This is a genomic window from Paenibacillus sp. GD4 (assembly GCF_030846225.1).
Classification (GTDB): Bacteria; Bacillota; Bacilli; order Paenibacillales; family NBRC-103111; genus Paenibacillus_G; species Paenibacillus_G silviterrae.
In genome coordinates this window covers 4154328-4169318 of record NZ_JAVCYK010000001.1, presented here as the reverse complement: position 1 = coordinate 4169318, position 14991 = coordinate 4154328, and the positions used below count along the sequence as shown (strand labels likewise).

At 50.9% G+C, this 14991-nt stretch carries 10 protein-coding genes; 1 reads left to right on the top strand and 9 read right to left on the bottom strand.

Going from position 1 to position 14991, the window contains the following annotated elements; translation table 11 throughout:
* Positions 1-55: 55 nt before the first annotated feature.
* From RAC89_RS19925 to RAC89_RS19890, 8 genes are all read right to left on the bottom strand, one after another.
* Entirely contained in the window at positions 56-931 is an 876-nt protein-coding gene (locus RAC89_RS19925; RefSeq protein ID WP_306615442.1) for a carbohydrate ABC transporter permease, read from the bottom strand.
* A gap of 222 nt (positions 932-1153) precedes the next feature.
* Positions 1154-3460, bottom strand: coding sequence for a glycoside hydrolase family 95 protein (locus tag RAC89_RS19920; protein ID WP_306615441.1), 2307 nt, complete (start codon positions 3458-3460; stop codon positions 1154-1156).
* A 38-nt stretch (positions 3461-3498) separates the two neighbouring features.
* Positions 3499-4449: an ABC transporter permease gene (locus tag RAC89_RS19915; protein WP_306616147.1), complete on the bottom strand. Its 951-nt coding sequence runs from the start codon at positions 4447-4449 to the stop codon at positions 3499-3501.
* Positions 4450-4693: 244 nt separating this feature from the next.
* Entirely contained in the window at positions 4694-6172 is a 1479-nt protein-coding gene (locus RAC89_RS19910) for an Lsa family ABC-F type ribosomal protection protein (RefSeq protein WP_306615440.1), read from the bottom strand.
* Between the two features lie 300 nt (positions 6173-6472).
* Positions 6473-7636, bottom strand: a complete 1164-nt coding sequence (locus RAC89_RS19905) for a Ger(x)C family spore germination protein (protein ID WP_306615439.1) — start codon at positions 7634-7636, stop codon at positions 6473-6475.
* Positions 7623-8429 carry a GerAB/ArcD/ProY family transporter gene (locus RAC89_RS19900; RefSeq protein WP_306615438.1) on the bottom strand — a complete coding sequence of 269 codons (807 nt, stop codon included), beginning with the start codon at positions 8427-8429 and terminating at the stop codon, positions 7623-7625. The genes RAC89_RS19905 and RAC89_RS19900 overlap by 14 nt, the downstream gene beginning before the upstream one ends.
* Positions 8430-8578: 149 nt before the next feature.
* Positions 8579-10231 (bottom strand): spore germination protein, encoded by a 1653-nt coding sequence (locus tag RAC89_RS19895; protein ID WP_306615437.1) that lies wholly within the window; start codon positions 10229-10231, stop codon positions 8579-8581.
* 124 nt (positions 10232-10355) lie between these two features.
* Positions 10356-11471: a glycoside hydrolase family 88/105 protein gene (locus RAC89_RS19890; protein WP_306615436.1), complete on the bottom strand. Its 1116-nt coding sequence runs from the start codon at positions 11469-11471 to the stop codon at positions 10356-10358.
* 164 nt (positions 11472-11635) lie between these two features.
* On the opposite strand from RAC89_RS19890, the gene RAC89_RS19885 reads away from it, so the two are divergent.
* Complete coding sequence (locus tag RAC89_RS19885) at positions 11636-12478, top strand: AraC family transcriptional regulator (RefSeq protein WP_284638336.1); 843 nt, start codon at positions 11636-11638, stop codon at positions 12476-12478.
* Here the strand turns inward: RAC89_RS19885 and RAC89_RS19880 are convergent.
* Entirely contained in the window at positions 12475-14067 is a 1593-nt protein-coding gene (locus RAC89_RS19880) for a glycoside hydrolase family 28 protein (protein WP_306615435.1), read from the bottom strand. The genes RAC89_RS19885 and RAC89_RS19880 overlap by 4 nt on opposite strands.
* Positions 14068-14991 lie beyond the last annotated feature (924 nt).

Sequence of the window (14991 nt, the reverse complement as noted above, 5' to 3'; positions counted from 1 at the left end):
AACCTTCCTCTCTATCACCGTATAAATGGAATGGGGAAACCAACCAGATCGAGCGTTATCCTTTCAAAGCGCCAATCATAACTCCTTTGGTAAAATGCTTCTGGATGATCGGGTACACAACCAAAATCGGAAGCGTTGCGACAATGATGGTGGCATACTTCACGACCTCCCCCAGGAACGGATCGCTTGCCGTCGATAAATTGGTTGTCTCCGTGGTGCTGTTCTGAATCAATATCTCGCGCAGCACCAGCTGTAGAGGGAACAGCTCCCGATCCCTCAGGTAGATCAAGGCATTCGCCCACGCATTCCAATGGGCCACTCCGTAGAACAAGACCATAACGGCCAGAAGCGGAACCGATAGCGGCATGATGACCTTCCAGAACACCGTCCAGTCGGAAGCGCCGTCCATCTTGGCCGCTTCCTCCAATTCATATGGGATGGATTGGAACGAGGTGCGCATGATAATCAGGTTCCAGGTTGCAATCAAACCGGGAATGATGAGGGACCACCTGGTGTCGAGCATCCCCAAATTTTTTACCAGCATGTATTCGGGAATGAGCCCTCCGCTGAAGAACATCGTAAATACGATCATCATCATCATGTATTTTTTCCAGTACAGATCCTTACGGGAAAGCACAAAGGCAAAGAGTGCGGTGAAAAATACGTTCAGTACCGTTCCGATGGTAACATAAATCAACGTATTTTTATATCCGATGCCGATCATAGGATTTTTCAAAACCAGCTTATAGCCTTCCAGAAAAAAGCCCATCGGCTTCCATAAGATCCCCGTTTGCTTAACAAGCTCTGACGGCGTGCTTAAGGAAGCAAACAGCACAAAGAGGAAAGGATACAAGGTCACAAGCATGAGGAAACTGAGAATCACATAATTGCAAGCATCAAAGATTTTATCACCCAAGCTTCTTTTTATCATGGTTGCAATCCCCTTGATTGGCCAAATTTGCGGATACCCGGAAGCGCTCCGAATATATTTGTAACCGTTTGCACACATTTGTTAAAAGCACGACATTCCCGCTCGCACCATCACCCTAACCGTACCAGCCTGAACAGAGCGGCACAATGCACAATATTTATATGCCGAATTTATCAAGGTAGGGTTTGGGTGAGAGCGGCATGCCGCCCCACCCAAGGTTGTTTACTGCACATGCCGCAACACTCGAATCGATTGACCGGCCACTAGGTGCAGGGTAATGCTGGAATTCCCGTTTTTGCGGTATGGATAAGCCTTCTGATCTTGGCCTTGTACCGTCACCGGCTCCTGTGTTCTGACGACGCATTCTCCATCATATGCGGCCCTGATCACAGCTTCCTTCAGCTTCCCGCCGCTCCAATGGATATCGACCGTGTAACCGCCTCGAGCCTTGATTCCGCGAATGCTGCCCTCCGTCCAGCGATCCGGCAGCGCAGGAAGCAGATGCAGCTCTGCTCTATGACTTTGCAGCAGCATCTCTGCGATAGCTGCGCTTCCTCCGAAATTACCGTCGATTTGGAACGGAGGATGGTTGTCGAACAAGTTGGGGAGCGTCGATTTGGTTAGCAGCTTACACAAGTGGTCGTAAGCTTCGTTCCCGTTCTCAAGCCGGGCCCAAAAGTTAATGATCCAAGCCCGGCTCCACCCGGTATGACCTCCCCCGTTAGCCAGCCTGCGCCGAAGCGTCGTCTCTGCTGCCTCAGCCAGCTCCGGCGTTTCATGTCGGTTGATCTGCGTTCCGGGGTGCAGAGCAAACAAGTGAGAGATATGGCGGTGTCCCGGATCGGCCTCCTCGTAATCCTCAAGCCACTCCTGGATTTGCCCGTGCTTCCCGATCTTCGCGGCCGGCAGCCTGAGCAGAATGCTCTCAAGCTCGGCGCGAAGCGTCTCATCCTTCCCCAGCAGCTTGGACGCCTCGATGCAGCCAAGAAACAGCTCCGTAATGATCTGGCTGTCCATGGCCGGACCGTAACACAAGGTGCCCGACTCACCGTTAGGCAGCCGATACCGATTCTCCGGAGAAACAGAGGGTGCCGTCACAAGGTGCCCATCAGGCGCTTCCGTTAGGAAATCGACGAAGAACAGCGCCGCTTCCTTCATAGCTTCATAAGCGGAGGCTAAGAAGCTGCGATCCTGTGTGAACATATAATGCTCCCACAGATGCAGGCACAGCCAGGCGGCCCCCATTGTCCAGTACGTTGCCGGCGGATAAATATCCTGTGGTGACGTATCCGCCCAAATGTCCGTATTATGATGGGCGACGAAGCCGCGGCAGCCGTACATCACCGATGCCGTACGGCGCCCCCGCTCCCGCATGCGTTCGATTAACTCGAACAACGGCTCGTGGCACTCCGACAAATGGCAGCTCTCGGCCAACCAATAATTCATCTGCGAATTGATATTGATTGTATATTTACTGTCCCAAGGCGGCTTCATTTCGTCATTCCATATGCCTTGCAGATTGGCTGGAAGCGAGCCCGGACGGCTGCTGGCAATGAGCAGATACCTTCCGAATTGATAATATAGCGCCAGCAGCTCATGGTCCTCTTCTCCGAGCTTCATTCGCTCGATCCGCTCGGGTGTCGGCAGCTCGTTACCTGCTTCAGCAGAAGCCGTCGGCCCTGACAAATCAAGGGAGACCCGTCGGAATAAAGCCTGATGATCATCCACGTGTCTTTGCAGCAGCTCCGGGTACGGGAAGGCGGACGCGGCCTCTAATGCTGCTCTGCAGGCTTTTTCCGGATCTTCAGCTCGGAACGTCGTTGCCGCGGCTAAGCGGAAGGTAATATCCCTTGCACCGGACACCACGATGTGCTCACCGATCGTTTCGACCTTCCCCGTATCCGACGAAGCCTTGACCATAAGTGCATAGTCCGTTCCGTCCGTTCCATAGCAGCTGTTCAGCATCACGATCGTATCGGTTCCTCTTTTGTCTACCTTGTCTACGTACTTGCCCTTCTTGCGGTCAAGCCTTGCATAGAGAGAGATGCCATCGGGAGAGTCGGTTTCCAAACGGAAGCTTAGAATCCCGTCCGGGTTACTGATAAAGGCCTCCCTCCGGTACTTATGCCCATTAAGCTCGTAAGACGTTACGGCAACGGCACGGTCCAAATCCAGCTCCCGGCGATACTGCTGCACCTCTCCCTCGTGCCCGTCGATGAACAGGAGCAGATCCCCGGCCGTCATATAATGGCGCTGGCTGCAGGGAGTTCCCGAGAACGCGGTCTCCGCCAGCCTGTGCGCCTCCCGAAGCCGGCCTTCAAAGAGCAGCTCGCGGATCGCCGGAAGATTCGCCAGGGCATCCGGATTGTCCCTGTTCTGGGGTCCTCCGTACCAAACACTGTCTTCGTTCAATTGAATTCTTTCCTTGCTTAGCTGGCCGAACACCATGGCTCCCAGTCTGCCGTTACCCAAGGGGAGCGCTTCATTCCAATCTGCGGCAGGCTCTTTAAACCAAATTTTGTTCTCCATGGATACCACCTTTACTTAATTTGATCCGTCTCGATTCCTTACCAGAGACTGGTTTCATTCACTTTCCGGCTAATCCGGTTGGCAATGATCAGCAGCAGGAAGTTCACTGCGGAATTGAACAGCCCTACAGCGGTACTGTAGCTGTAATTCGCCTCCAATATGCCTCTGCGATACACGAAGCTCGAAATTACATCCGCCGTTTCGTAGGTTTGCGAATTGTAGAGCAGAATGATTTTCTCAAAGCCTACATTCATCATGCCGCCGATTTGCAGGATAAGCAAAATGACAATGGTCGGCATAATGCCCGGTATGGTCACGTGGAGCATTTGCTTCCAGCGTCCGGCGCCGTCCACCGTAGCGGCATCGTATAGCTGTGTGTCGATGGAGGTCAGCGCAGCCAAATAAATGATCGAGCCCCAGCCGATTCCCTGCCAAATGCCTGAGCCGATAAAGATCGTACGGAAAAATTCAGGGTTCAGCAGAAGATTTTGGCGTTCCATTCCAAACCAGGTCAGAATGGTCGTCAGCAGGCCGGCTTTTTGCGAAAAGTCAACCAGCATCCCGCAAATCACAACCATCGATACAAAGTGAGGTAGGTATGTAACCGTTTGCACTAATCGCTTAAAGACAGTTCTCCGTACTTCGTTCAACATTAGCGCCAGTACGATCGGTGCCGGGAAGGCGAAGAGCAATTCATACACATTGATCAGCAGCGTGTTTCGCAAAATCCTCCAGAAATAATGGCTGCCGAAAAAGTCCTCGAAATGCTTAAACCCTACCCAAGGGCTTCCCCATATCCCTTTTGACGGCAAATAATTTTTGAAAGCAATGATCGCTCCGTACATGGGGACATACTTAAAAATAATGTAATACGCAATCCCCGCGAGCGCCAAAAGATAAAGATATTTGTTTTTGACGAAATCTTTTCTGACCGTCGCTATCCATCCCGTACCCGTCCGTGTACCCCCGACACCGTGAGCCGTAGCCATTGCTTTGACCATGGATTGCCCCATCCTTTCTTTACGGAATGCACCTGCTTCCCTTGCTCTCTATGCATCCCTACGGTATCAGGAAGGAAGCGATTTCACAATGTACATTATTTATGTGCGAATTTTATTCGGGAACAATGCAGGACAAAATTAACCCACCCTAGTGAGGAACCAGGCGGTGGGTTACATTGGGGGTCCTATTAGGCTGCTAAAGGGTTATTTCCACCCGTCACAATGGGGATAATTACAGCTGAACCACTTTGGTAGCGATATTTGTGCAAAATTCCCTGTCGTGCTCCACAAAGAGAATCGTAGGGGCATACTCGAGAAGAAGCTCTTCAATCTGCATCCTGGAAATGATATCGATAAAGTTCAGCGGTTCATCCCACACCAGCAAATGAGCCTTCTCGCAAAGACTTCGGGCAATCAGCACCTTCTTCTTCTGGCCGCCGCTGAAGGCGGACATATCCTTTTCAAATTGAATTCTGGAAAAATCCAGCTTTCGCAAAATGGATTTAAACAGACTCTCCTCGATCCCGTGGCTTCTTGCATAGTCGGTCAAGCTGCCCTGCAGATGCGAGGTATCCTGCGATACATAGCTCAGCTTCAGCTGACTTCCTTTCCGAAAGGTGCCGGTATAGCTCATCTCCTCACCGCAGATGAGCTTCAGAATGCTCGATTTGCCCGAGCCGTTTTTCCCGGAAAGCGCAATTCGCTCCCCTTGCTCGATCGTAAAGCTTACATCGGAGCAAACCTTTTTCTCTCCGTAATACATCGAAACCCGCTCCAGCTCGACAAGCTGATGCTTATGATACGGAAGCTGGGTGAGCTTTAAGCTTTCCGAGGCTTCTATATTTTTCAATAGCTTCGACTTTTCCTCCAGAGCGGATTGCTGCCGCTGCTCAATCGACTTCGAGCGCTTCATCATTTTCGCAGCCTTGTGGCCGATATAGCCTTTGTCTACCTTGGAGCCGGAATTGGTTGTGCCGTTTTTCGTTTTCTCCACCTCGTGCGACCAGCTGCTCGTTCGTTTCGCCGCTTCCGACAACCGTCTGATATCTTTGCGAAGTTTCTCGTTCTCCCCCAGCTCGAAGTGATCCTGACGCTGTTTATTTTCCCACCAATCGGAGAAATTTCCCTTTTGAATATCAATATGGGTCCTGTTGATGGACAGGATATGATCTACACAGTTGTCCAGAAAGGCCCTGTCGTGGGAAACGAGAATAAAGCCGCGTTTGGTCTTCAAATAATCACTTACCAGCCTTCTGCCGTCCATATCGAGATGGTTGGTCGGCTCATCGATTAACAGAAACCGATTTTCCTTAAGAAACAAGGCGGCAAGCATGACCTTCGTTTGCTCCCCGTTGGACAACGATGCAAAAGGCCGGTACAGAACGTCCTCGGCTACCTGCAGCAGGGAAAGCTCCCGCAGCAGCTCCCAGTGTTGGTAGTCCGTAAGCATGTCGCCCACTACATCCAGCGTATGCTGTTCCTTGTTCGGGACAGGAAAAGGAAAATACTCGAACCCGACGCCGGCCGATATGGTGCCGCTGTACTCATACTTACCCAGCAGCAGGTTCAGAAACGTCGTTTTGCCCCTGCCGTTCCTTCCCGTGAACCCCAGCTTCCAATCGGTATCGATGTGAAAGCTGACCTTTTCGAATATATTATCATAGCTGCCTTCATAGGCGAACGTCAGGTTCGTAACCTTAATTAATGACATAATTCCAGCCTCCTGTATTCAAAAAAATAAGAGCCGCAAGAAAGTTACTTCTCGCAGCTCAAAGAAATACAGCAAATCCAACCTGAAACAAAGGGAGGATGAGGATATATCGTTTGAGTGAAAGGATACAGTAACTTTCTTGCGCAGCACAAATAAAACAATGGGCGAAAAATCGCTTTTTTGTTTTAATCGATTAGCAAGAAAGCTCCATTATCCTAATCACTCCGTTCATCATTCGTCGCACACTCAATTATCTCCATTGTATAGCCCCCCCTCAGGTGGGAGAAAGGGAAAGTTTCATTATAAACAAGTGTTCTTCTGCAATCGATTATCACGACACCGAAGGATCAGGCTGCACCATGCCGCGGTTCCCGAATTCCCGAATATGGACTTGTACGGAAATGTCGACGGATAATCCGCTACCTCCTTCCATGTACGAGGGTAGTGGATGCTAAGCTGCTTGCCGAACCCCGCAATATCCGCCCCCAATTCTTTTTGCGTCTTATTCAGCAGTGCCTTGACGGCTTGTTGAATGGTGTCTGCAGCGGCCTTCTCCGATTGCTTAATGAACCGGCTGTCGAAGGCATTGCCTTGTAACCGCCAATCCTCGCGCATTCTGCCTTCCGTTTGTACCGAAACAACAAAAGAGATCTGCTTTCCTTGGACCACCGGGATCAGGTTGGCTCGGATTTTGCGAAGTTCATAGATGAACTGTTGTTCACTTTCCGGATCGAAGACCTTTACAATCGCGGATTTTTTGTTGTTGTTCGGCAGAATGAAGTTCAGTCCTCTCGTCTCCTCCTCGGTTAAGGACCCGATCACTTTCCCGGTGGTCCCTTTGACTGCGACAGCCCCGGATAATACGGCTTCACGATTGGCGTTCAACTCGCTTCTCTGCACGTAAAAGCTTGTCTTGGACGTTAGTTTGGAGGAAACCTCACCAAGGGTGGTTTTAGGCGGAAGCTCTAAGAGCTGTTCGGATCGATCCGCTATTTCGGACAGCTTATACGCGGGATTCATATCGAGAGGACTGGTTACCTTCAGCATTTCGCCGGCTTTCCCCTTGGATACCACCAGCTTCACGGATCTTCTGGATTCGGGGTTACGGAGCAAGTAATCCGTCATTTGCTTCAACGGAACCGATCGCCCCAGCTCCTCGCTAATCACAATGACCTTCAAATGCTCATATGTCGGGAAACGTATGCTGCTTTTGACCAGCCCTCGAACATTTTCGCTTACCAGGTCTCCTGTGTTTTCAAGATTCACCCACTTCTCCGATTTTACATCACTTTTCTCACTGGAGGTTTTCGGCAAGGCAAAGGTATGCAGTGTGGAAATTTGATTGCTTTGTTTGTCGAAGGCTACACCCAGGACAATCCCCAATTCATCGATTTCCTTACGGTCCCAGCAGCCTAGCAGCATCATCATTAGTAAACAAGAAATGCCCGCTTTAAGGATGCGCAATGCCGATCCTCCTTACCATGGCTATGATCAAGCAAAGGACAGGGATGGCTCCTCCGATTATGAGGTCAAAGTACGCAACGGAGGATCCGAGCTTGAATACGGCATTCATATGTTCCGAAGCTGCCGCTACTATGTATATGAACGGAAGCATAGCGAACATAAACAGACGGTAATCCAGATTGGAGAGCGAACTCATCCCCAAGCATCCAAGATAGAAATTGGGGACAAACGAGGTATAGTTTGCGATGACCCACATCACAGAGATTAATATTTCGAACCGGTTGAAAAAAGCACCGGGAATATCGATGGATTTGGCCAGAGACATCAAGGGCCAGGTCAAGCTTCTTACCTCATCGAACGATAATACCCCGTAAGAGACAAAAACAATAAGCGCGTACAGGACAACAACCATGCTAATCCCCAAGGCTGCCGCTTTGACCGCCTTTTTGGGCTCTGCCATAAAAGCGGGGATAATCAACATCACCTCGAAGCCGGTAAAGGAAAGCGAAGTGCTCTTTACCCCCGAGATGACGGGAGCAATGCCCTCTCCCAGAACGGGACGGAGGTAATCCAGCTTGAAGTCCTGCATCGAGAGAAGGAGGACAGAGATCAAGGAAAGCAGAATGACGATAAATACGATTTCACAAAATCGCGCAATCGGTTCTATTCCCCCGCCGACCAAGTAAATGCCGATCCATAAAAATATAAGCATGATCATTTCGATCGGCGTATTGTTAAGTAAATAAAAGCGAATCAATTCCCCCATCGCCCGAATTTGCCAAGCAGAGATCATCAGGAAATACACGCTTAGCAAAAGGGCGAGAAGGGTCCCGGCAGGCTTTCCAAGAATATAATCGTATTCACAACAATCATCATCGCTTGGATGGAAGTAACGGTTCTTTTCGCCGGCTCGCTCATCTGCGGACTCCTTTCGGTAGACGTTTATTTATGCTTTTTTTTATTGAAGGGCGTCCCGATATTCAAAAATGGGATCGGCATACGTATCAAGGAATCCTTCCACTCCACCGGCTTCATCGGACCGAAGGGCAGGGTGTAAGGTACACCGAAGCTCTTTAATTTGACAAGATGAGCGGTAATAAAGATACCAAACAGAACGATCCCGTAGATGCCGAAGATGCCAGCGGAAATCATAGAGAAAAATCGGAGCAGCCGAATACTGATTCCCATCTCATATTGGGCGATGGCGAAGGAGGACATCGCGGTCAGTGCAACAATGATCACCATAACCGGACTGACGATTCCGGCTTGAACGGCAGCTTGACCGATTACTAAGCCTCCGACAATGCCGACGGCCTGGCCGATCGGTTTAGGTAATCGGAGTCCGGCTTCGCGAAGAATTTCAATGGTGATTTCCATCATGAGCGCTTCAAACAGGGATGGAAAAGGAACCCCTTCCCGGCCGGAAGCAATGGATATCGCCAGCTTCGTCGGAAGGAGTCCGTGATTATAGGAAATCATCGCTATGTAAATAGAAGGAAGGAACAAGGCGATGCCTGCGGCCAAATAACGCAATAATCGTACGAATGTGCCAGGCAGCCAGCGTTCATAGTAATCATCCGGTGCAGACATAAACGTGGGAATGGTTACCGGTACGATGAGCGCCATGGGTGTGCCGTCGGTTAATATGGCGATACGTCCTTCCATAAGAGCGCCTACTACACGATCGGGACGCTCCGTGGTCTGCACTTGAGGAAAAAAGGATAAGTAATTATCTTCCATTATCTGCTCAATGTAGCCCGATTCCAACACGTTATCGATTTCTATTGAATTCAATCGCCGTTTCACTTCGTTGAGTATTGCTTCGTCGCATAGATCATTCATAAATACAAGCGATACCGCTGTCAGTGATCGCCTCCCGATGGTATAGGGGATGACGGACAATTGGTGATCTTTGATTCGCTTCCGGAGCAATCCGATATTCAGGCTTAGGATTTCAACAAAGCCCTCATGCGCTCCCCGGATAACCGCCTCCGTCACCGGCTCATCAATGGATCGTCCCTTTTCTTTCGGTGTCGACAGAACCACGGCCCGGTTGGTACCATTGATGAGCAGCACGGTATTCCCGGTTACGATTTCACGAACGCATTGCTCTATATTCGTAACAACGTTGATATGTGCAGCTTGGATCACATGCTGCAATAAATATTGTTTGGTTTGTTCCGCAGAAGCCTCTGTTTCATCCTGAGCCCCCCTTATTCTACCGACCTCCATAATCGGCCTGATAATATGGTCCTGAAGTGCGGATTGGTTGACCAATCCCTCTATATAAACGACTGCGATATTCCTTCGGCCTTCGTCAACAGACAAGCTTCGGAACCTCACGTCCGAGCTGTGACCTATGACTTCTTTTAAGACAAGCAGGTTGTCTTCCAGCGACGGGCGGACCGGTTGATCGATGATAGATTTGCCCTTCGTCCCACCGTCAACACGCTTATCTCTACCTTTCCGCCGCCTCTTCCTTTGATTCTTCAGCCAATAAAATACATAGGAAAGCCCGAACGGGACGATAAAAGCCAGGATGGCGCCAACCCATAATTGTAAGTTGAGGATCGAACTTGATATCTGTTGCAGCATCCGGCAAGTGTCCTTCCTGACAAATATTCTCGATTACTATTTCCAAAACCAAAAAATGTATTCCTTTTTCTTCCTTGGACGTCAAAAAGGCGTGGCACCAAAGCCACGCCCTACTTTTAAATTTCTATTTATAGCCAAGCTCAAGTCCCGCCAGGATAAACGGTGAGATTGCTTTAGGGTCATCCTCTACAATAGGCTCCCCGATGTAATAGGCGAAGGAGCCGTCTCGATAAGGCGAACCCCCGAGGCCGGCCACGCTGTTGCATTGTATGAGATGCACTTGGCCTTGTTCATCCGCTTTCACCATTTGTCGAAGCAGGCCTTCATACCCTCTGCGTGCGGCGTCGCCTGCTCCGCCCGTCAAGTAACCGAGCCGCCTGCCCTTGGCCAAGGCGTAGGCGAACATCGCGGTACCCGACGATTCCAAATAATTGCCTTCCCGGCCGGGCTGATCGAGCACTTGGGGCCATATCCCGGTCTCGACGTCCTGTACGCGGACAAGCGCATCGGCCATCCGAAGCAGCAGGCCGATCAACAGCCCCCGCTTCGGATGATCCGCCGGAAAATGCTCCAGCGAATCGACCACAGCCATAGCGTACCAGCCCATTGCCCGGCTCCACACATGAGGGGACCGTCCTGTAAGGCTGTCGGCCCAGCGCTGTTCCGAGGAGGCATCCCAGCCGTGATGCAGCAGGCCGCTCTCCGGATTGCGGGTTTTCTTCTCTACCAGGATAAGCTGTTCCGCCGCCGTGTTGAACCAGACGCCTTCCCCTGTCAACCTCCCGTATAACGCCATGACCGGAGAAGCCATATACAAGCCGTCCAGCCACATTTGGAAAGGATACCCTTTCTTATGCCAGAAGCCGCCTTCCTCCGTACGGGGATGCCCCTTCAGCTGAGTGATGAGCAGCTCAATCGCCTTCCGATACTTGGCTTCTCCTGTTTTTTCCCATAGGAGAAACAGCAACTTGCCCTGATTGATCTGATCCAAATTGTAATCCTCAAGCGCATAGGTCCTGATGCCTCCGTCCTCCTGAACATACAGATCCATGATCTCGCGAATGTAGTCGAAATAGGCTTCGTTACCGGTTCTCTTATAACACTCCTCGAGCGCCTTCAAGAAACAACCGTTTTCGTAATGCCAGCGCTTCGTCAAATTTCCGATGCCGTCCGCTTGCCGATAGCGGTGCATGAATTGTTCGGCCCAATGCAGCGGGCTGTTGAGCTGATCTGTTCCCATGCTTTTCCTGCCTCCATTATTCAATCATGTTACCTGCCGATGTTCTTTTTTCCGTCGGGGAAGTTCGAATAATCACAAAAATATGCTAAAATAAGCATTGTGATTAAAGAACTTTTTCAATTTTATTGTTCATTGTTGCTCTAAGATTCAGGGGGACTTAGCAGATGAATGACCTTATCGAAAAAAAATATATGATTGGCGACGGTTCGTTTGCCATACAGCGGATGCGCCGCTACGGCTTCTCCGCCATGCAGCGCCCTCATTCGCATTCGTTCTATGAGCTGTACTGCTTGCTCGAAGGGGAACGGGTTTACTTTATGAACGGCAAGGTGCATACCGCACAAAAAGGCGACATCGTCATCGTCGTCCCCCACGACCTCCATTCCACCGCCAGCTCGCAGGTGGAGCAGTTCGAACGGGTGTTGATCCATTTCACGCCGGAATTTCTTCATGAAGCGGACGGTGACATCCTGCGAATGAATCCCTTCTTGGAATCCACGCTGCTGCGGATTCCCCCCAAGGAGCAGCCGGAGCTTGAGCGTCTCCTGCTGCAAATGGTCGGGGAATGCAAGGAAGAGCAGCCCCTGCACGATGCCTATGTGCGCCATCTGCTTCTGGAGCTTCTGATCCGGCTGCACCGGATCAACGCGGACATTCCTGTATCGCCGGCCCCGAGTCATCCGATGCACCAGAAGGTGTCCGAAATTACGGCGTATATCCAAACCAACTACCGTGAGGCACTCACGCTGGAGCAACTGGCGAAGCAATTCTTCATCAGCCCGGCCTATTTAAGCCGCATCTTCCTTAAGCTGACCGGCTTCCATATCAGCGAGTATATTCGGGTGGTCCGGATCCGCGAAGCGCAGAAGCTGCTTAGGACGACCCGTCAGAAGGTGCACGCCGTTGCCGAGCAGGTCGGCTTCGAGCATATTTCTCATTTCAACAAAACGTTCAAGAAGGTGACTGGGGTTTCTCCCCTCCACTACAGACAAGATCATCGTTATTAGCTCAAGCGAATTACTTTGCCATCCACCTCGGGAGCTGTAGAAACAGCCCTGTGTGTAGGCAGAGTCTGCGGATCGCGGCATTCGATTTGGGTAGAGCTGCTGCCGGATACCGCAAGCATCCGATTGTCCGCGGCTCCTCCCGCTCCCCTTAAGCGGACGATCTCGACCTCACGGCTTTGGTGCAGCTTCACCAAAGGGCCTTCCGTCGTGAAGAGGCTCACGTCCTCCAGCGCCAGCTTCGTAACGTTGTGGCACACGATGCCTTCCTTTGCCGTAGCGGTGTAGTTCTGCAGCGTTACCCCTTCCAGAGGCATTTCCGCAAGTCCGTTCACGAGGAACGCCTTCTCCGCCCCGGTGCAGTCCACATCCTGGATGTGAATGTTACGGAAAACCGGGGTCTCGACCGTAACCGGAAAGCTCTCTTCCCTGGCTGTTCCCGATCCTTCCACTCCTTCGTAAAAAAGGTGGAAGGAGATCGCTTCGCCGACAATATCCGTCATACGGATCCGCTCGATGAAGATCTCCTCAACGACACCCCCGCGTCCTCTGGCACTCTTGAAGCGAAGTCCGATATCCGTCCCCATGAACGTGCAATCGCTGATGTGTACGCGGCGCACTCCCCCAGACATCTCGCTGCCGATGACGAAGCCTCCGTGCCCATGGTATACGGTGCAATCCTTGATCGTAATGTATTCACTCGGAATGCCCAGCGCACGGCCGGCCTCGTCCTTGCCCGACTTCATGCAGATCGCATCGTCGCCCACGTCGAATGAGCATGCTTCCACATGAGCATAACGGCAGGAATCGAGATCTAGCCCGTCGCCGTTTTGCGCATACCACGGATTACGCACGGTTACATTCCGGATCGTCACATGCTCCGATGCCCATGGATGCAGATTCCAAGCCGCTGAATTCTGAAAGGTCGGTCCGTCCAGCAAAATATGCTTGCATCTCCGAAAGCTTAACAGATTCGGCCTCAAGTAGTCGCGGTAGGGCAGAAAATCCGCCGTATCCGACTTCTCTTCCCGAAGCAGCTGTTCCACGCGGGATGCTCCCTTCAGCGCTGCATCAGTCGGCCACCACATTTCTTGCGCTTCATCAACAACGCCGCCGGAGCGAACGAGACGGGCCCACTGCTTATCCGTCATCTTCCAGCGCTTCACCGGCCGCCAAGCATCTCCACCGGCGTCGAACACGCCTTTGCCCGTTATGGCGATATGCTCCTCGCCTTCGGCATCCAGCGGAGACTGGCAGCGGATCGACGGCTTCCCTTCAAATGTCGATCGAATAAGCGGATAATCCGCAAACCGTTTGCTGAACAGCACCGTTGCACCCGCCTCCGTGTGAAGCTCCAGCCGGCTCGTCAGCTTCAGAGGTCCGGTCAGCCACAACCCGGGAGGGATCACGACCCTGCCTCCTCCGGCTTGGGCACACGCTTCGATGGCTTGGCGGAAGGCTCCTGTATTGTCCGTTCGGCCGTCCCCAACGGCACCGAAGTCCGTTAATCTTACGGAACGGTCCGGTATTTCCGGAAGCAGCACCTCCGGCATGGTCCACTGTCGTTCCGTTCTTGATTTCTGCGATTTCATGGTATGGCATTCCCTTCTCATCCGTCGGATTCTTTTTCTCACCATCATTATAGAGCAAGAATCTGCTAATTGAATGGGATAATTTTTGACCCTTTTTCTTAAAACTTAAATATTTTTGTCATTGTATATTTGAATCCGGAAAGTTCTCTGCGAATCCTTTGCTATATAGGCCAATTCAGCTTCGAAAGGACATTTCTGCCAAACTGCAAGTTGTATATTCTCACAAATCACGTTCTGAACGTCGATTGGGTTCGTCGATTTCTGTACTTTAAGTCAATTTCATAATAATATTGACTTCAATCGCACAAATTGAGCTTTGGCAGCGCAAATCTGCTTGCGAAATTTACCCATTAAGATGATTTTCCATAACGTTACAAGGAGCATTACCGGCCCGATATAGCGCCAGACGCCTGTAACGCGATGTGTTCATCTTACGGTGGCAGATGAACACATTTTTGGTACAGTATGGTGATTTCATAACGTTACAGGGAGCGTTACCGGCCCGTGTTAAGCACCAGACGCATTGTAAGGCGATTTTTTCATCTTACAGTGGAAGATGAACACATTTTTGGTACAGTAAGGTGATTTCATAACGTTACAGGGAGCATTACCGGGCCGTGTTACGCGCCAGACGCCCTGTAACGCCATCTATCTGCCACAGGTAACCGATTTCGAGTTGTACATTGAGTTCGAGATCGACAAAAGCCCGTTTTTTGCGCCTTCGTGTTGCCCATGCCATTGGGTAACCTTAACATCGAGAATGTGGGGAGGTACTCCTGCTTTTGTATGCCGAATACCCTTATTCAACAAGGGCTTTCTAATTATGAAATTGACTTTTTTAGCGGCCTTGCATCCTTTTGTTGGGCACGTTGCAGCCTAGGACTAATTATCATTAGATAGAGAGTATCGGGCGATTTCGAAGAA

Bases quoted from the DNA above. Each gene is read 5' to 3' on its own strand.
- RAC89_RS19915 (WP_306616147.1), bottom strand. From the start codon at position 4,449: ATGGCTACGGCTCACGGTGTCGGGGGTACACGGACGGGTACGGGATGG.
- RAC89_RS19885 (WP_284638336.1), top strand. From the start codon at position 11,636: ATGAATGACCTTATCGAAAAAAAATATATGATTGGCGACGGTTCGTTT.
- RAC89_RS19895 (WP_306615437.1), bottom strand. From the start codon at position 10,231: ATGCTGCAACAGATATCAAGTTCGATCCTCAACTTACAATTATGGGTT.
- RAC89_RS19900 (WP_306615438.1), bottom strand. From the start codon at position 8,429: ATGATCTCTGCTTGGCAAATTCGGGCGATGGGGGAATTGATTCGCTTT.
- RAC89_RS19890 (WP_306615436.1), bottom strand. From the start codon at position 11,471: ATGGGAACAGATCAGCTCAACAGCCCGCTGCATTGGGCCGAACAATTC.
- RAC89_RS19880 (WP_306615435.1), bottom strand. From the start codon at position 14,067: ATGAAATCGCAGAAATCAAGAACGGAACGACAGTGGACCATGCCGGAG.
- RAC89_RS19920 (WP_306615441.1), bottom strand. From the start codon at position 3,460: ATGGAGAACAAAATTTGGTTTAAAGAGCCTGCCGCAGATTGGAATGAA.
- RAC89_RS19925 (WP_306615442.1), bottom strand. From the start codon at position 931: ATGATAAAAAGAAGCTTGGGTGATAAAATCTTTGATGCTTGCAATTAT.
- RAC89_RS19910 (WP_306615440.1), bottom strand. From the start codon at position 6,172: ATGTCATTAATTAAGGTTACGAACCTGACGTTCGCCTATGAAGGCAGC.